Source organism: Streptomyces sp. NPDC018964, assembly GCF_044390325.1.
Taxonomy (GTDB): domain Bacteria; phylum Actinomycetota; class Actinomycetes; order Streptomycetales; family Streptomycetaceae; genus Streptomyces.
Map to the genome: position 1 here is coordinate 368,884 of NZ_JBIRYZ010000003.1, position 15,978 is coordinate 384,861.

A 15,978-nucleotide genomic window follows, 5' to 3' on the forward strand; every position below is an offset into this window, starting at 1 on the left:
TCGTGTCGGTCACAGCGCACGCTCGTAACTCGCCCAGGCGATGTGCGACTCGTGCAGGGTGACGGTGATGCCCGCGATGCCCTTGGCGCCCTCGCCCAGCGCCCCTTTGTGGATGCGTTCGGCGATCCGGTCGGCGATGACCTTGGCCAGGTACTCCGTGGAGGTGTTGACCCCCGCGAAGTCGGGTTCGTTGTCGAGGTTGCGGTAGTTCAGCTCGCCGACGACGGCTCCGAGTTCCCGCGTGGCCAGGCCGATGTCGACGACGATGTTGTCCTCGTCCAGCTGTTCGCGCCGGAAGGTGGCGTCCACGAGGAACGTGGCCCCGTGCAGGCGCTGGGCCGGTCCGAAGACCTCGCCGTGGAAGCTGTGGGCGATCATGATGTGATCGCGGACGGTGATGCTGAACAACGGACGACCCTCCAGGTGCGGCGCGTCTGCTCCCCGGCCGATCTCCGACGGGGATGCCGTGTAGTACGGCCGACCTCCTTCCCCTGTTCAGCGTCCGCCACGTCTTTTCTCAGGTCAGGCGCGCCGGTTCCGCTACGGGGTGTCGTAGCGCACGCGGTGGCACAGGGCCGGGATCTCCCCGGAGGCGAGGCGGGGCATGACGTCGGGCAGTTCCTCGAAGGCGGACTCGCCGGTGACGAGGGCGTCGAGGGCGGGGTCGGCGAGCAGGTCGAGGGCGAGGGCGAGCCGGTCGGCGTAGCTGCGGTTCGCGCGGGCCGGGGAGACGGTGCCGACCTGGCTGCCGCGGACGGTCAGCCGCCGGGAGTGGAAGGCCTCCCCCAGCGGGAGGCTCACCTTCCGGTCGCCGTACCAGCTCAGTTCGACGACGGTGCCCTCGGGGCGGAGCAGTTCGAGCGCCCGGCCGAGGCCCTGCTCGGTGGCGCTGGCGTGCACGACCAGGTCGCACTCGCCGAGCGCGTCCCCGGGCAGCGCGAACCCGACGCCGAGCGCCGCCGCGGTCTTCGCGCGTGCCGGGTCGGCGTCGACGAGCTGTACCCGTACGCCGGGGAACCGGGCCAGCAGCGCGGCCACCGAGCAGCCGACCATCCCGCCGCCGACGACGGCTATCCGGTCGCCGACCAGTGGCGCGGCGTCCCACAACGCGTTGACGGCCGTCTCCACGGTGCCGGCGAGCACGGCCCGCCCTGCGGGCACCCCGTCGGGCACGGGTGTGACGGAGCTCGCCGGGACGACGTACCGCGTCTGGTGCGGGTACAGGCAGAACACGGTCCGCCCGACGAGCGCCCCCGGTCCCTCCTCCACCACCCCCACGTTGAGGTAGCCGTACTTCACGGGTGCCGGGAAGTCGCCCTCCTGGAACGGCGCCCGCATGACGGCGTGCTGGCTCTGCGGCACTCCACCACGGAAGACGAGCGTCTCCGTGCCCCTGCTCACCCCGGAGTACAGCGAGCGCACCAGCACCTCGTCCGCGCCGGGGGCGGGCAGGCCGGCCTCGCGGATCATCCCTCGGCCGGGCGAGTCGAGCCAGAACGCACGTGCGGTGCGGTTCATCGAAGTCCTCCTGAACGATCGGGAAGCCGCGCGCGTACCGAGTGGTGCACAGGCCGCGCACAAGGTAGCGGCGTTGATCGACTCTGTCACACGGCCGGAGGATGCTCGGTGGCCCTGAACAACAGTTACGACGCGAGGCCCGCACAGCAGGAGACCGCCGTGGGGGCGGGCGTGCAGGTCCTGTTGCTGGCCCTGATCGGTACGGCGATCGGCATGGGCCCCGCGGGCTGGCTGACCGGCCTCGCGTTCGCGATCGCCACCTGGGCGGTGCTCTCCCGGGCCCTGCACCGGTCCCGGCCCCGCTCCTTCGGCCCGGCCAACCGGGTCACGCTCGGCCGCGCCACCCTCGTCGGCGGGGTCACCGCGCTGGTAGCCGACTCGTTCCAGGACTCACCGCCCGTCTCGCTCTTCGTCGGTCTGACCTCCGTGGCCCTGATCCTGGACGGTGTGGACGGCAAGGTGGCCCGCAGGACGGGGACGTCGACTCCGCTGGGCGCCCGCTTCGACATGGAGGTGGACGCGTTCCTGATCCTGGTGCTGAGTGTGTACGTGTCGATGGCGATGGGTCCATGGGTGCTCCTCATCGGTGGCATGCGGTACGTCTTCGTGGCCGCCGCGCGTGTCTGGCCCTGGCTGACCGCCCCGCTCCCGCCGAGCACGGCCCGCAAGACGGTGGCCGCGCTCCAGGGCGTGCTGTTGCTGCTGGCCGGGGCGGCTCTGCTGCCGCACGCGGTCAATGTCGGTGTGGTGGTGCTGGCGCTGGGGCTGCTGGTGTGGTCGTTCGGCCGGGACGTGCTGTGGCTGTGGCGGACGTCCCGGGTGGAGACGGCCCCCGCCGAGACCGAGGTACGGCGGGAGCTGGTCACGAGCTGACGGCCGGCCGGGGTGCGGACCCGGTGTTCCATGGGCGGGCGCTCCGCTCCACGAGGGGGTGCCGCGCGACCGTGGCGGTGCGGTGCGGTCCGGTCCGCCCTCCGTGCCGACCGGGTGGCCCGAGCCGGCCGGCGGCTGCCGCCTCGCACCGCGGTCGGCCGCTCCGCGTCCGGCAGGGCGCCGGTAGCCGAGTCGCCGGGCCGGATCCCCAGCAGCCCACGGTGTGGCCTCGGAGCCCCGCCCCCTCACCCCACCGCCTGCTCGCTACTCGACACCCGCCGCGTCGAGGAGCCGGACCAGGTCCTTGCGCCCGTAGCCGAGCACACGGGCCCGGTGGATCGCCGTCAGCATCAAGTGAGCGGCGATCCACCCCCGCACGGCCGTCCCGGTCGACCCCGTACCACTCGTCCGGCTTCTCGACACCCAGGCTGTTCATCACCAGCCCGTGCTCACGGCGGATCTCCGCGACGGTACCGGCGACCGCGTCCAGCAGCGTCTTCCCCGGCCGCTCGCACTCCAGGGCGAAACAACCCCGGTCGACCGGCGCGCACCCCTCCGGCGGACGCGCCCTCAGCCCCGCGTACCGCTCGTCCCCGAACCCGGTGTGCTCGAACTCTTCGTGCACCAGGGCGAACCGGTGGAACCCCGGCGGGACAGGAGGCGGTGGCGGCGTGTACGCCCACCCCGCGTCCTCGTACAACTGCCGCTTCACCTCCTCCTCTTCGATGTGTGTCACGGTGAAGCCAGTGGCCTCGTTCCGCCCGGTCGTCGTACCGTCGGGGTTGCGGTGGAGATGCAGGCTCATGATGTGCTCCGGTCGTCCGTGTCGTGTGAGGACGGGAGTTGTTCCCGTCACCGGATCGAACGGACCGCCCGCCCCACACGTGCCCGCATCGCACAGCACCACCCGATCGTGTGACGCCGCCCACCGAAGGCGACACCGAGCGGCGTCCCGCGCCCGGCGGCGGCACGGAGTGCGTCCGCGGAACCGCCGAGGGCGTCTCGAGGGCGGAGGTCCTGTGCAGCGGAACCGCCGGCGGCACCGAACCGCCCACCGTGCGGGAATGCTCGATCGAGTGGGCGGGGCACCGGTTGTTACGCTCCCTGAGTGAGGATTCCGGGACCCGAAGAGATCCGCGCGCTGCACCAGAAGCACGCGCCCACCGTCGAGGCGTTCGAACTCGTCCACACACACTGCGAGATCGTCTGGAGCGTCGCCGAGCAGCTCATCTCGGCCTCGCGCCTCGACGTCGACGCCGAACTGGTCCGCGCCGGCTGCCTCCTCCACGACATCGGCGTCTACCGCCTCTACGGCGACGGCGGCCGCCTGGACCACGCGAACTACGTCCGCCACGGCCTGCTCGGCCACGAACTCCTGGCCGGAGAGGGCCTTCCGGAGCCCCTGTGTCGGTTCTGCTCCCACCACACCGGGGTGGGGGTCACGAAGGACGACGTCCTGCGCCAGGGCCTTCCGATCCCGCCCGCCGACTACCTCGCGGTGACACGTGAGGAGCGGCTGGTGATGTACGCGGACAAGTTCCACAGCAAGTCCCGGCCGTCGGCGTTCCTCTCCCCCGACGCGTACGCCGCCCACGTCCGCCGCTTCGGCGAGGAGAAGGTGACCGCCTTCCAGGCCCTGCGCGCGGAGTTCGGCGACCCGGACCTCGACCGGCCGGTACCGGAGGGCGGCGCGTCCGTCCGCCCGTGAAACGTCATCGGGCGACGGCCACACCGACGTCGCCCTCGCCCTCGCCCGTACGCTCACGCAGCGTACGGGCTTTCTCCTTCCGCGCGGACGGACGGAGCCGACCGACGTGGCGGCGCGGCCCGCGCGATGTGTGGGCCACGTGACGGGACCGCGAGCCACGTGTGAATCCTTCATGGCTCCGGGTGGCGTTCACCACAGCACCGGAGCAAAGCACCACAACCGACGAACCCGGTACACCCCGCTGAACGACCGGAGTGACGGCGGTTCACATCAATTCAACACACGCACAAGTCACGTCGCACATCACCCTCGATGGCGAACCGCTCCACCCCACCTGCCCTATGATCGTTTAATAGTTGACTTCATCGCGCTTGCAACTCCTCTCCGACGGTTCCTGGTGATCGCCGGCATATCCATCGGTGCGAGTCTCGCCGCGGTGACACACAGGAAGAAAGGTGAACCGCATGGCCCTCGGACTGCTCCGGCGCCGACGTTCCCGCAACGGTCCCGGGGCCGCACCGGACCTCTCGCTGCCCCTGCCGGCCGGCGCCGGCGCGTACGGCTGCGAGGTCGTCGACCCCATGGGACAGCCCCTGGGCGGCGCCGAGGTCACGGTGACCGCCCTGGACAGCCACCGGGTCGCCGCCCACGGCACCACCGATCCGTACGGCCTGTTCATGGCGGCGCTCCCGCCCGGTTCCTACAGCGTGATGGTCGCGGCGGAGGGCCTCACCCCGGCCCGCAGCAACGTCGACATAGCCGCCGGTGCCGCCCTCCCCCCGGCACGCGTCGCGCTGCTGCCCGCGCGCCAGCTGGAACTGCCGCCGCCCGGCACCTGGCTGTTCGACCCGCCGCACACCGCGATCCGCTTCATCGCCAAGCACGTGGGCATGGCTCACGTCCACGGGCGCTTCACCCGCTTCACCGGCGGCATCCAGATCACGCCGGACATGAGCGACTCCCGGGTCTCGGTGCGCATCGACGCCGCCAGCATCACCACGGGCAACAGGACCCGTGACAACCACCTGCGTTCCGCCGACTTCCTCGACGTCGAGCACTACCCGTACATCGACTTCACCAGCACCCGGTTCGTCTACCGGGGCGGCTCCCGGTGGACGCTGAACGGCACGCTCACCATGCACGGCACCAGCCGCTCCGTGGGGCTGGACACGACGTACCTCGGCACGGTGAACGGCGGTTACGAACAGGAGCTGCGCTGCGCGGCCCTGGCCAAGGCTGAGCTGCACCGCGAGGACTTCACCCTCAACTGGCGCTCGATGCTGGCCCGCGGCATCGCGGTCGTCGGCCCGACCGTGCAACTGGAGCTGGACGTCCAGGCGATGTACCGCACCCCCGAGACCCCCACGCCCCCGGAGTAGGCCGGCGCGGCCCGCCCGCCGGACGGCGGGCGGCGGCCCCTCGATTCACGCACAGGGGTCGGGGATCACCTCGGTCGCCGACTCGAGGACCTTCTCCACCCGCAGCACCGCGCTGCGGACGGCTCCCGCCTCCGCGACCAGCACGTCGGGGACATGGGACTCGTAGAAGCGGAGGTACCCGACGGTGCCCACGGTCGTCGTGCGCGCGCCGAGCCACAGCACCATCCTGCGCAGGTCGTCGAACTCGTCGGGATGCGCCTCCTGCCGCACGGTCAGCGCCCACTGAGGCCCGTCGGAGCACAGCTCCCCGACCAGCGCGCCCCCGATCCGCAGCGCCGGCCCCCGGTCTCCCCAGAGGGGGTACGCGTAACCGTCGTCCTGCCGGCCGCCCTCCTCTCCCAGGTGCCAGCGGAGCAGGGCGAGGTCCTGCGGCGGGAGCGAGCCCGGCAGGTCGAGCGTGAGCTGGAGTTCGTAGATGTCGGCCATGATCCGAAGGCTACGAGTCCCGGTACCGGTGCCCTTCCCCACAACCCGGCGAAGACCCCGAACCGTCACGTCCGTTGATCTACCGTGACCTCATGACGACGAAGTCCCTTCCCCATCTCACCCCGACCGGCACCTGCTGGTGCGGCTGCGCCAAGAAGGTCGGAGCCGGATCGTTCTTCGCTCCCGGTCACGACAAGGTGGCGGAGGCGGCGCTGCTCGCGGCCGAATACGGCTCCTCCGTCGCCCAGTCGCCGCACGGACACGGATACGGCCCCGGACGCTCGGTGAGCGCGCGTACCGTGTCCGAGGGCGTCCGGCGGAAGTGCCCGGCCCGCGACCACGTCGGCGCGCCGGCGAGCATCGCCCACCACACGAAGAAGGCGCACGCCGCCATCACCGGCGAGCAGGCACAGGAGGCAGGACGTTGACCGGACCGGACTCCAGCCAGCGCGCCGACCTCGAGAAGGCCGTGCGCACGTACGGCGGCCACTGGGACACCGAACGCGGCCTGCGCACGCTGCGCGACGCGGGGCACGACCCGCAGGACAAGCACACCCGGCAGATCCTGCGCGACCTCGCGAGCGAGGGCCTGCTGGTGAAGGTGGAGGACCGGCCGGTCCGCTACATCGCGGTGCGGACCGGCTGAGGCACGCCGGCCCGCATCACCACCGTTCCTTCCGTCATCCCGGCCGGGGCGTCGTCAGTGACGACGCCCCCGTCAGCGTGGGCGGCTTCGCCCCCGTTGACGCCGAGCCGGCGCCTCGGCAGTGATACAGGACCGAACACAGCCCATAAACTTGGAAATGTTTGGATCACCTTGGAATTCAATGGCCGGGACGATACGCTGCCCGCGTGACCGCATCGCTGGAGGAACTGGAGGAGCGTCTGACGGAGTTGCGCGCCAGGCTGCGTGAGGCACGCCGCGCCCGTGACACCTCGGCCGCTTCCGGCCTCCGACGTGAGCTGCGGGTGGTGGAGGAGGCTTGGGAACGGGCACTGGACGAGGAGGAGGCAGCCGCGCCCGACCCCGGCGAACAGCGGTCCCCGATCCACGTGACCACTCCCCAGGAGGCACTTCCGGCGCGCCCCTCACGGTCGACTTCACGAAAGAAACGTTCCACTCAAGGCGCCGTCCCCGTCCGGGAACAGGTCCATCAGTCACTCACGCTGCTCGGCGCCCCGGCAGCCCCCAAGCTCATCTCCTCCGTGTACGAGGCCTTCTTCGCCGAGCCGCTCGCCGCCACCAAGCTGGCCTCGCTCCGCCGCGACGAGGAACGCTCGTTCAGCGCGCAGGAGTACGCCCGCCCGTACTACATCTGCGCGGCCCTCACCCACGACCGGCTCACGCCCGCGCGCGGCCTGCTGGCCGTATCGGTGTGGCCGCTGGAGCGGCGCGTCATCGCCCCGCTCAGCCCACGCGCCGACTTCCTCACGCATGCCGTCGGCACCGCCGAGCAGATCCAGCGGCTCACCACGGCCGGCCACCCCCCGTCGGACGCCGCCTGGCAACTGCTGCGCCGTTTCGCGCTCAACATCCCCGGCGCGTACGAGAGCGACGACATCGATCCCGCCCGGGTGATCTCCGCCGCCCGCGCCGAGGCGGCGGTCCACCAGGAGCCGGACACCGCCGAACGACGTGCCGCCGCGGACCGTGCGCGGGCCCGGCTCACCGACGTACAGCGGCTTTTCGGTGCCGCACCGCCGCACGACGCACCGCGTGACGCGGGCGGTACGAGCAGCTGACGCGCGACCGGGGCCGCCCCGCCCCGCACCATGCCGTGCCACACCACCCGGCAAGAAGAGAAGCTGCCTCCGCAGCACCCTCTTGAGCCCTCCGACAGCCGACTCGCCACCCTGCGCGGACCACGCTCCCCTCAGCCGTACACCGCGCGCGGAACAACCGCTCTCACCGCCGACCCGGCCCGTTCCCGCCGTGCCGTGCTGGACGCCGACGGGGTCGACAAGGCCGTACTCGCCCAACGCACGGGGGACGAACCGCGTTTCGGGCAGTTCCCCTTCGTCACAGCGCGCGAGCAGACGTTCGAGACACTGGTGAAGTGGGGCGATTACGCGGAACCGATCCGGCTGCTCCGTGAACGGCTCGGCATCCCCGTGGTGGGGGCCACCCTCACGACCTGAGCGAGGTGGGCGGCGACACCTCTCGGAACCGACGGGCGACCGGGAGCCGCCACTTGCTGAAGCGCCTGTGCCTCCTGCCCTCCCGCCACCGCTTCGCCGACGTGGTGATGGCCCGCGCCGGCATCACCGACCTGCTGGACCGCCACCCGCGCAGCGGCCCGGTGCACCTGGACGTACCGCCGAAGTCCCCGGACGGGTGGCGGGCGCACCAGGCGGTGACGGAGCACCTGGAGCGCGACGAACACAAGGTCCGCTTCTGATTTCCACCCGCCTTCGAAGGGGGCGGGAACGGAGGTCTCTCCGGGCGTCTGTCATGCGGTTCGCATGAGTTCCGCGTTGACGGCATCGACCCGTGCGTACAGGGGCCCTCCGGTGACGATGCCCTCCCCCATGCCCCGACGCCGCGGATCCACGTCGATCACGGTGACGAGCGCGTTACCGAGTCCGATCACCACCCACCAGAACCGCTCGTCCGCCCATACCCGCCAGGTCGACTTCACCCACTTCCCGGTGTCCGTACGCACCTCGGCCGAGACCAGCTCCCAGCTTTCCGGTTCGAAGCGGGTCAATGTGTCCAGGGGCGCACCTCGCTGCTCCAGTCGATCGGTCACGTGTGTGCCGTGGGCCTTCAGCCGCATCGGTTCACTCAGGATGTGCCGGACCCGTGTGAAGAGGGAGTCGGGGCCGGACTCGACGTGGAAGCGGACTGTCTCGAAGCGGGGTGGCACGATGAGTTCCTCGCAGAGGACCGGAGATTGTCGGCGGATACGTGATCAGCGGTGACGCCAGAGCTGGTGGAGCCGGAAGACGTCCATGCGCCAGTGCATCTCGAGGGACGCGTCCGGCACGCGCTCCCTGCCCAGGCTGTGACGGATGTGCCGGTAGAGGCCATGCGGTGACAGATCGGCACCGGCGACCAGCGCGGACAGCAACGGCTCGTTCGCGGGGGTGTCGCCGTCGACCATCACGAGGATCTCTCCCTGGTCGTCCGGATGAAGGTAGGGCAGTTTCCCGCCCAGTCGACGGCGCAGGTCTCCCCAGGTGACCGTGGTCCCGGCACGTGCCACCTCCTGGAGGACGATGCGCACCCGGTCGGCGAGAGGACGAAGGGCGTCCATGGGCAGCCGAGCAGTCGCCCGGTCCGCGTCAACGGCGGAAGCGGGCTTGCTGTCGGCCGGGAGACCGGCGGCACTGCTCCCCTCCGTCCGCAGTCGGCTTCGGAGGTTTCCACGCCAGCGTTCCAGCGCTTTCCTCTCCGCCTCCGGCAAGGGGGTGGAGAGGCGGTGACACAGTCGGTCGGCCTCCGCGAGGGCGGAGGCGAGTTCGGGCGTGGCCACTGTGCCCCTGCGTGTTCCGAGGCCGTGGAGGATGGTCCGGACGGCCCGCAGCAAGGGATCCACCGAAGGCTTCGGTTCCTGGTCGCGTACCCACTGTTTGAAGTCCCGCATCAGGCCGGTGACCGCCTCCCGGTCCTGAGGCGAGAGGCGCAGGGCGTAAACGGGTCCCATGTCGCTCCGGACCTGCTTCGCCCGCGCGAGGTCACCGGCCTCACGGGCGGCACGGAACTCGTCGGCCATCCGGTCGAAGACCTCGCGTGCCGCGGTGGCGGATGCCTCGGTCGGTTCGGCCCCCTCCTGGTTCTCCTGCCCGTGAACGGGTGGAGTCCCCCTGTGCCGGCGGAAGACGGTGCGCCAGTGGTACAGCCGCTCCTTGGCCGTACCCGGCAGGAAGGGCTCCCCGATCCGTGACACCAGACCGTCCGCCTCGTCCAGAACCCGGTAGAGGTCCAGGAACGAGAGTGCGTCACCCTCCTCGTCGAGATGCCGGAGGAGGGCCAGGAGACGTGCTTGCGGCCTCTCTCCTGCTCGTGCCTCCGGCGGCCCCATGGGCTCGGGCCTGCCCTCCGGTTCCGCATGCTGTGCGGGGAGGGCTCGGTGTGCCCGGTGAAGACGCTGTCTGTGCCCCCTCCAGATGTCGGCCGCCCGTACCGCGTCGGTCCAATGGGGCCAGCCGAGAGCCAGGAGCACCTGGCGGAAGAAAGGGGGCGGTACGTCGTTCGGTTGTGCCTGCCCGGAGGAGGTGATCAGACTGGACAGCAGCGGCTTGCGTGCCTTGGCGTGGGGCGCGTCGACAGCGGTGAGGAGACGCACCTGACGCACCGGGCTGACGTCCTGGGGACGCGTCCCGGTCTGCTTGAGCAACTCGTGCCAGGTGATGGTGACGCCTTCGCGGGCGGTCTTCAGCAGGACGCGGTTCAGTTCGGCGACGAGACGGTCGTCCGGGGAAGCTGCAGGGCCCGCGGATGCGGCATCGGATACCGCCGGTGGTTCGTCCACGGCCGGCTCCGGTGCCGGTGCGGGCTTTCGCTGTGAGGCAGCACTGGCCTCACCGGCCGGTGAACCGTCCTGTGCGGCCACGACGCCGGCCGGCTTGAGCAGCCCCCACTCCGCCGTCTTCTTGGCGGGGATGCGGATGAACCCCTCGGCCCGCAGGGTCCACCGCGACTCGGGACCGGTGCCCTGCGGGCCGCCGAGCACTGCCGCCCGCTCGGTCAGTGCGTACACATGGTGGGGTTCCGGGGCCGCGGCCGAGGCCGGCAGGGATATCCGGGCGCGGAACAAGGCTGATCCGATGGGCTGTGCGTCCGCGTCGTAGACGCGGCGGCCGTTCTCCTCCGACGACGGCGTGGCACCGGTGAAGGCGACCTTCCCCGGCATGAGGGGAAGAGCCGGACCGGCGACGTCCCCGGCCGGGGCGGGCGCGGTACTGGCCGACGCCGGTTTGCGTTCGCCGGTGGCGGAGTGGGCGGAGCTCTGCGGCGTCACCATTCCCTTGGGCCGCACCCCGTGTGGGGTTTCCCGCAGCCACGGAGTGACGATCCCGGCGTGGACGAGGCGGCACTGGTCGAGGGTCGTCCATTCGACCTGGTGGCCGGGAAGATGCGTTCCGATGTGCACGACGCGGGTGCCGTTCACGGTTTCGCACCGGAAGCGCAGGGCGTGCCCGGTGACTTCGAGTTCGAACGGGGCGAGTTGGCTGTCCGGACCGTACATGCGGACCGTGGGCGGCTTCCCGGCCGAAGCGGCGAACCGTTCCCCGTCCGCCTGCCACTCCTTGAACGATCGCCGGGCCATCTGCACGTGGATCAGGCGGCGCTTCTTCTTCGATCCGAAGCGGATCTCGATCGCGTCGCTAGGGGCGTTCCTCTGCTTGACGTACTGCACGTCGACGTTCGGCTGCCCCTGTTTGCGGAGCCACCTGCTGAGGGCCTCACCGATGTAGAGGTGGTCGGCACTGCTCTCGCCACGCGCGATGCGGTTGCAACGTACGGGTGGACGGTGGGCGAAGTGTGACTTCTTGTCATCGCAGGCACGCAGTGTCAGCAGCTTGCCGCACCCTCCGAGAAGGACGCCGCAGCTGAAGGCGTTGGGCCCGTGGTTCTCGCGGAGTCGTTTCGCGGCTTGTTTCTCGTAGGGAAGGAACACGGGGATGTCGCCGTCAGGGCCGCCCCGCACGGCGGTCTGGACCTTGCGGGTGTCCTCTTCGTCGAGTCCCAGGATGGCCGGGGTCATGGAAGGCCGTCTCCTTGCTGCGCGTGCGAAGCCTCCCACCTGCGGTGATACCGCCTCGAGGCCACTCGCGGCGAAGTGTCGCATCCATCCGTGGATCATGTCGATGGCCCGTGACGGGCAACACATCCGTACATGAGGGCGTACACGGTGGACACAGCGTCACGGCCCGGTTCACACCGGATCGTCCGGTTCAGCCGCTGTACCGGAAGCGCACGGGCCCGTCGAGCACCGCACGGGCGCTCTCGAAGTCGGCCAGGCGAACCGCGACCGTGGCGACGGCGAGGCGTTCCGGGAGCGCGGTGGAGAACTTAAGGCCGCGTACGGTCCGGGGGCCCACGTCGGGCAGGGCCAGGCTCTCGCCGACGTTCTCGCGGGCCTGTGCTTGTTCCGCCGCTCACACAGCCAGGCACCATCGCGCCGTCCGGACGGCGTGTCACGTCTCCTCAGGGCACGATGGCGAACTCCAGGGTCGCTTGCGCGAGGTCGGTGAGGAACCGAGCACGGTCGAAGCCCTCGCTTTCGATCGTGCCCGGCGGAGGGGTGTTCATGAAGCTGAAGTGACCGGCCCCCGGCACGACGCGAAGGTCGACCTGGGCCGATGCGCTCTTCAGACGGACGGCCTGCTCGACGGGCGTGATGGTGTCCGTCTCTCCCGCGTAAACGAGCATCGGCGCTTTCACCGCGTCCAAGGCTCCCGGAGCGGCGAACCAGCCGGCTGCGGGCGCGTACAGGACGAGACGGCCGACACGTGGCTCGCGTGGGACATCCAGCGGTCTGCCGTCCCGCCCCCAGGGCGTCGCACCGGCGAGACAGAGGCCGGCCCATCCACCTATCGAGTGGCCGACCACCACGACAGACGCGTCCTCGGACGCCCACCGGCGGAGGGCCTCGACCAGCCCGGCCGGGCGTGCGAGCAGCTCGGCGGTGGTCGCCTCCCGGGCGGCGAAACGCTCGAAGTACGGCGCGATGACCTGGCAGTCATGGGCTGCCAGATGCTCCAGGAGGGGCCGGTAACGCTCCGGGTCGCCGCCCGCTCCAGTCGCGAAGAGCACGACACGCTCACGGTTCGTGGGACCAAGTGTCAGTGCCCGCATCTCGCTCCTTCACCACAGCGCCGTTCCCCGAAACCCGCCCGCGGGTCACGCCTCGCTCATTTACGGCCTCAGGTTAGCGCGCGGCAGATCGCGGCATCCGAACGGCGCCTGCGTCAGCAGGGGCCAAGGCCCTCTGAAGCGGCGGTAGCCATCCTTCTCCGCCAGGGACACCATGCGCCTCCTCCGTCGGCCGGCGCTTATGGGTTGTGTCGTTCATCTTCGAACCGGCTTGACCGTCACCACAAAGCGCTGCTGGAATCACTCTCCGTACAGACAACAGGGCGGGAAGTGGAGTCACATGGCGGCGCTCGACAACGTGAAGCTGAAGGACGTTCTGGCGGATGTCGCCTCGGGTTCCTTACAACTGCCCGACTTCCAGCGGAACTGGAAGTGGGACGACGACCGGATCCGGGCGATCATCGCGACGGTCACGCTGGACTACCCGCTCGGCGTCGTGATGACACTGCAGACCGGCGGTGCCACCCGGTTCCGTTCCCGGACTCTCACCGGCGCACGGCCGGACGGGGACCCGGAGGCCGACCTCCTGCTGCTGGACGGGCAGCAGCGCCTCACCTCGCTCTTCCAGTCCTTGTGGCTGGACGCCCCGGTGGAGACGGCGGACTCCCGGGGCAAGCCCATCCAGCGGTGGTACTACGTCGACATCGCGAAGGCCGTCGGGCCGTCCTCCGACCGCGACGAGGCCGTCGTGTCCGTCCCGGCCGACAAGGTGCTCCGGACGGACTTCAACCGCACCGTGGTGCTGGACCTGAGCACCACCGAGGCCGAGTGCGCGGCCGGTCTCTTCCCCCTCCACTTCGTCTTCGACGCCCAGCGCGTCAACGAGTGGAAGAAGGCGTACATCAAGGCGGACGAGGACCGGAACTGGGACCTGTGGGGCCAGTTCGACGAGGCGGTCCTCCAGCAGGTCCGCGCCTTCCAGGTACCGATGATCCGGCTGGCCGCCTCCACCTCCATGGACGCCGTCTGCGCGGTGTTCGAGCGGGTCAACACGGGCGGCGTGCCCCTGAACGTCTTCGAGCTGCTCACCGCGACCTACGCCGGGGACCGCGACTACGTGGAGCGGACCGGGGACTACTACCAGCTTCCCGAGGTCTGGCGCGAGATCAAGCAGCAGCTGGCCGGCAAGTACCCGGTCTTCGGCCGTCTGGAGAGCGGCCTCGAGAACGGGCTGAGCAGCATCGACTTCCTGCAGGCCATCGCGCTGGTGCGCACCTGGGAGCGGAAGCAGGAGGGCCTCGGGACCACGGTGTCCTGCAAGCGCCGCGACCTGCTGGACCTCCCCCTGGCCGACTTCGTGCGCCTGGCGCCCAAGCTCGCCGACGCCTTCGCCTGGGTGGGTGACTTCCTGGAGCGGCAGTGCATCGTCCGCCCGAACGATCTGCCGTACAAGACGCAGCTCGTCCCGCTCGCGGCCGTTCGCGCCATCCTCGACACGGCGACCGACGGTCCGGGGACGGAGGAGAAGATCGAGCAGTGGTACTGGTGCGGGGTGCTCGGTGAGATGTACGGCGGCTCCACGGAGACACGCTTCACCAAGGACGTCGAGCAGCTCGTCCCCTGGATCGCACAGGACGAGAGGGCGCCCGAGACGGTCACGGAGGCGTTCTTCTTCGCCGACCGCCTCGACACCCTCACCACCCGCAACAGCGCCGCCTACAAGGGCATCTACGCCCTGCTGATCAAGCAGGGCGCGGTGGACTGGCACTACACGAGCACCCCGCTCAGTCCCGGCCGGCTGGACGAGTACGGCGTGGACGTGCGGCAGATCTTCCCCAAGACGTGGTTCCGACGGGGCAACAGCAACGGTCTGCCCACCAGTTCGATCGTGAACAAGACGCCCTTGTCCTACCGCGCGTCGATGGACATGACGGGAGCGCCGTCGTCGTACCTGTCCACGATGATCGCCGCGTCCGACATGCGTCCCGAGTGGTTCGACGACCTCCTGACCACCCACCTGATCGATCCGGACGCGTTGCGCGAGAACGACTACGAGCGCTTCTACCGCGACCGCTCCAAGCAGTTGCAGGATCTGGTGCACTCCGCCATGGGCAAGAGGACGATGCTCCGTGACCTGCCGGAGGGCGACGCCCGATGACGACCAGGCCGCACGAGCGGGAGGTCACCTCGCTCAAGGGCAGGACCGTTTCCGTGCAGGAGATCCTCGACCTGTTCCAGGTCAGGGTCCGCGACCACCGGACGGTGCACCGGATCTCGCAGGCGTTCACGGACGCCGGGCTGACCACGCTGCCGGACTTCGCCGTCTGCGGTCTGCGCAGCACCGTCGACGTCGTGCCGCTGGCGGCCGTTCCGGCACAGCGCACGCCCGCCGGACCGGAGGGTGAGGCCGATGAGGCGGACGAGGCCTTGCCCTCGCACGCCCTGCCGCAGCGGCTGTTGCTCGGCGACATGCCGTCGGCGCGGCGCGGCCTGGTGTCCGTGGGGCCCGGCACGCCCCTGTCCCAGACGACCTTCCTGATGCGTACGAAGGGCCTCTCCCAGGTGCCGGTGACCACCGGCATGGCGCAGGTCCACGGGGTCGTCACCTGGGGGTCCGTGGCCAAGATGTACGAGGCGGGGAAGGAGGCCACGCTCGACAACGCGATGGAGAAGGACTCGCTGCCCGTCGCCGACGCCCGCCAGGAGTTCTTCACCGCCCTCCCGGTCATCCGCGAGCACGGTTACCTGCTCGTCCGCGGCGACGACGGCTGCCTGTCGGGCCTCGTCACCGCCGCGGACGTCACGGAACGCTTCGAGGGGGCGGCGCGCCCCTTCTTCATCGTGGGCGAGATCGAGTCGCTGCTGCGCCGTTGCCTGGGCGCGGCCCTGGACACGGAGGCCATCAAGGCGGTCCAGACGAACAAGAAGCCGGAGCAGCGCACCGGCCAGGTGTCGGACCTCATGTTCGGCGACTACCTGAGGCTGCTGGACGGCGACCAGACGAAGCAGTCCTTCGCCGAGCGGGCCGACCGCAACTGGGAGGCGCTGAAGTGGCCCAACATGCCCCGGGAGCAGTTCGTCGGCCTGCTGAAGCGGGTGAAGGACATCCGCAACCGGATCGCTCACTTCGACGAGAAGCCACTCCCGCCGGAGATGATCGACGAGCTGACGACCTTCGCGAAGGTGCTGCGGGCGTTCGCGTCGTGACGTGGCGGAGGAGGTTCGGTCCCCGGGAGCAGTGGGCCGCGTTC

The 15,978-nt window shown here is 70.3% G+C and carries 16 protein-coding genes and 2 pseudogenes; 10 read left to right on the forward strand and 8 right to left on the reverse strand.

Annotated features, from left to right (window positions below):
• Nucleotides 1–9 precede the first annotated feature (9 nt).
• Complete coding sequence (locus tag ACH5AO_RS07080) at nucleotides 10–408, reverse strand: 6-pyruvoyl trahydropterin synthase family protein (protein ID WP_398922631.1); 399 nt, start codon at nucleotides 406–408, stop codon at nucleotides 10–12.
• Nucleotides 409–540: 132 nt separating this feature from the next.
• Nucleotides 541–1,518: a zinc-binding alcohol dehydrogenase gene (locus ACH5AO_RS07085; RefSeq protein WP_398922633.1), complete on the reverse strand. Its 978-nt coding sequence runs from the start codon at nucleotides 1,516–1,518 to the stop codon at nucleotides 541–543.
• Nucleotides 1,519–1,626: 108 nt separating this feature from the next.
• Between ACH5AO_RS07085 and ACH5AO_RS07090 the strand changes: the two genes are divergently transcribed.
• Nucleotides 1,627–2,391 carry a CDP-alcohol phosphatidyltransferase family protein gene (locus ACH5AO_RS07090; RefSeq protein ID WP_398922636.1) on the forward strand — a complete coding sequence of 255 codons (765 nt, stop codon included), beginning with the start codon at nucleotides 1,627–1,629 and terminating at the stop codon, nucleotides 2,389–2,391.
• Nucleotides 2,392–2,655: 264 nt separating this feature from the next.
• On the opposite strand, the pseudogene ACH5AO_RS07095 reads toward ACH5AO_RS07090, so the two are convergent.
• Nucleotides 2,656–3,196 (reverse strand): annotated as a pseudogene (locus ACH5AO_RS07095) (hypothetical protein).
• Nucleotides 3,197–3,499: 303 nt separating this feature from the next.
• Here ACH5AO_RS07095 and ACH5AO_RS07100 point away from each other — a divergent pair.
• Entirely contained in the window at nucleotides 3,500–4,099 is a 600-nt protein-coding gene (locus tag ACH5AO_RS07100) for an HD domain-containing protein (protein WP_398922638.1), read from the forward strand.
• Between the two features lie 464 nt (nucleotides 4,100–4,563).
• Nucleotides 4,564–5,478 carry a YceI family protein gene (locus tag ACH5AO_RS07105; RefSeq protein ID WP_398922640.1) on the forward strand — a complete coding sequence of 305 codons (915 nt, stop codon included), beginning with the start codon at nucleotides 4,564–4,566 and terminating at the stop codon, nucleotides 5,476–5,478.
• Nucleotides 5,479–5,523: 45 nt separating this feature from the next.
• Here ACH5AO_RS07105 and ACH5AO_RS07110 read toward each other — a convergent pair whose 3' ends face one another.
• Complete coding sequence (locus tag ACH5AO_RS07110) at nucleotides 5,524–5,964, reverse strand: hypothetical protein (protein ID WP_398922642.1); 441 nt, start codon at nucleotides 5,962–5,964, stop codon at nucleotides 5,524–5,526.
• A 92-nt stretch (nucleotides 5,965–6,056) separates the two neighbouring features.
• On the opposite strand from ACH5AO_RS07110, the gene ACH5AO_RS07115 reads away from it, so the two are divergent.
• The 5 genes from ACH5AO_RS07115 (at nucleotide 6,057) to ACH5AO_RS07135 (ending at nucleotide 8,363) form a co-directional block, all read left to right on the forward strand.
• Entirely contained in the window at nucleotides 6,057–6,392 is a 336-nt protein-coding gene (locus ACH5AO_RS07115; RefSeq protein ID WP_398922644.1) for a hypothetical protein, read from the forward strand.
• The gene (locus tag ACH5AO_RS07120; RefSeq protein WP_398922646.1) at nucleotides 6,389–6,610 is read left to right on the forward strand and encodes a hypothetical protein; all 222 of its coding nucleotides are present in this window, start codon (nucleotides 6,389–6,391) and stop codon (nucleotides 6,608–6,610) included. Before ACH5AO_RS07115 ends, ACH5AO_RS07120 begins: the two co-directional genes overlap by 4 nt.
• Nucleotides 6,611–6,816: 206 nt before the next feature.
• Nucleotides 6,817–7,707 (forward strand): hypothetical protein, encoded by an 891-nt coding sequence (locus ACH5AO_RS07125; protein ID WP_398922647.1) that lies wholly within the window; start codon nucleotides 6,817–6,819, stop codon nucleotides 7,705–7,707.
• A gap of 30 nt (nucleotides 7,708–7,737) precedes the next feature.
• Nucleotides 7,738–8,103, forward strand: coding sequence for a hypothetical protein (locus ACH5AO_RS07130; protein WP_398922649.1), 366 nt, complete (start codon nucleotides 7,738–7,740; stop codon nucleotides 8,101–8,103).
• Nucleotides 8,104–8,156: 53 nt separating this feature from the next.
• Nucleotides 8,157–8,363, forward strand: a complete 207-nt coding sequence (locus ACH5AO_RS07135; protein ID WP_398922651.1) for a hypothetical protein — start codon at nucleotides 8,157–8,159, stop codon at nucleotides 8,361–8,363.
• A gap of 51 nt (nucleotides 8,364–8,414) precedes the next feature.
• On the opposite strand, the gene ACH5AO_RS07140 is transcribed toward ACH5AO_RS07135, so the two are convergent.
• The 4 genes and pseudogenes from ACH5AO_RS07140 to ACH5AO_RS07155 form a co-directional block, all read right to left on the reverse strand.
• On the reverse strand, nucleotides 8,415–8,831 hold the full coding sequence (locus ACH5AO_RS07140) for a hypothetical protein (RefSeq protein WP_398922653.1): 417 nt from the start codon (nucleotides 8,829–8,831) through the stop codon (nucleotides 8,415–8,417).
• Nucleotides 8,832–8,876: 45 nt separating this feature from the next.
• Nucleotides 8,877–11,675, reverse strand: a complete 2,799-nt coding sequence (locus ACH5AO_RS07145) for a hypothetical protein (RefSeq protein ID WP_398922655.1) — start codon at nucleotides 11,673–11,675, stop codon at nucleotides 8,877–8,879.
• Between the two features lie 190 nt (nucleotides 11,676–11,865).
• Nucleotides 11,866–12,051, reverse strand: a pseudogene (locus tag ACH5AO_RS07150) (hypothetical protein); the annotation flags it as partial.
• Between the two features lie 67 nt (nucleotides 12,052–12,118).
• The gene (locus ACH5AO_RS07155; RefSeq protein ID WP_398922657.1) at nucleotides 12,119–12,769 is read right to left on the reverse strand and encodes an alpha/beta hydrolase family protein; all 651 of its coding nucleotides are present in this window, start codon (nucleotides 12,767–12,769) and stop codon (nucleotides 12,119–12,121) included.
• A 298-nt stretch (nucleotides 12,770–13,067) separates the two neighbouring features.
• Between ACH5AO_RS07155 and ACH5AO_RS07160 the strand changes: the two genes are divergently transcribed.
• Nucleotides 13,068–14,885 carry a DUF262 domain-containing protein gene (locus tag ACH5AO_RS07160; protein ID WP_398922659.1) on the forward strand — a complete coding sequence of 606 codons (1,818 nt, stop codon included), beginning with the start codon at nucleotides 13,068–13,070 and terminating at the stop codon, nucleotides 14,883–14,885.
• Nucleotides 14,882–15,934 carry a CBS domain-containing protein gene (locus ACH5AO_RS07165; RefSeq protein ID WP_398922661.1) on the forward strand — a complete coding sequence of 351 codons (1,053 nt, stop codon included), beginning with the start codon at nucleotides 14,882–14,884 and terminating at the stop codon, nucleotides 15,932–15,934. The genes ACH5AO_RS07160 and ACH5AO_RS07165 overlap by 4 nt, the downstream gene beginning before the upstream one ends.
• Nucleotides 15,935–15,978: the final 44 nt, after the last annotated feature.

Excerpts from the sequence above, each read along its gene's own strand:
- ACH5AO_RS07085 (WP_398922633.1), bottom strand. The coding sequence starts at position 1,518 with ATGAACCGCACCGCACGTGCGTTCTGGCTCGACTCGCCCGGCCGAGGG.
- ACH5AO_RS07105 (WP_398922640.1), top strand. The coding sequence starts at position 4,564 with ATGGCCCTCGGACTGCTCCGGCGCCGACGTTCCCGCAACGGTCCCGGG.
- ACH5AO_RS07110 (WP_398922642.1), bottom strand. The coding sequence starts at position 5,964 with ATGGCCGACATCTACGAACTCCAGCTCACGCTCGACCTGCCGGGCTCG.
- ACH5AO_RS07115 (WP_398922644.1), top strand. The coding sequence starts at position 6,057 with ATGACGACGAAGTCCCTTCCCCATCTCACCCCGACCGGCACCTGCTGG.
- ACH5AO_RS07130 (WP_398922649.1), top strand. The coding sequence starts at position 7,738 with ATGCCGTGCCACACCACCCGGCAAGAAGAGAAGCTGCCTCCGCAGCAC.
- ACH5AO_RS07145 (WP_398922655.1), bottom strand. The coding sequence starts at position 11,675 with ATGACCCCGGCCATCCTGGGACTCGACGAAGAGGACACCCGCAAGGTC.
- ACH5AO_RS07155 (WP_398922657.1), bottom strand. The coding sequence starts at position 12,769 with ATGCGGGCACTGACACTTGGTCCCACGAACCGTGAGCGTGTCGTGCTC.
- ACH5AO_RS07160 (WP_398922659.1), top strand. The coding sequence starts at position 13,068 with ATGGCGGCGCTCGACAACGTGAAGCTGAAGGACGTTCTGGCGGATGTC.
- ACH5AO_RS07165 (WP_398922661.1), top strand. The coding sequence starts at position 14,882 with ATGACGACCAGGCCGCACGAGCGGGAGGTCACCTCGCTCAAGGGCAGG.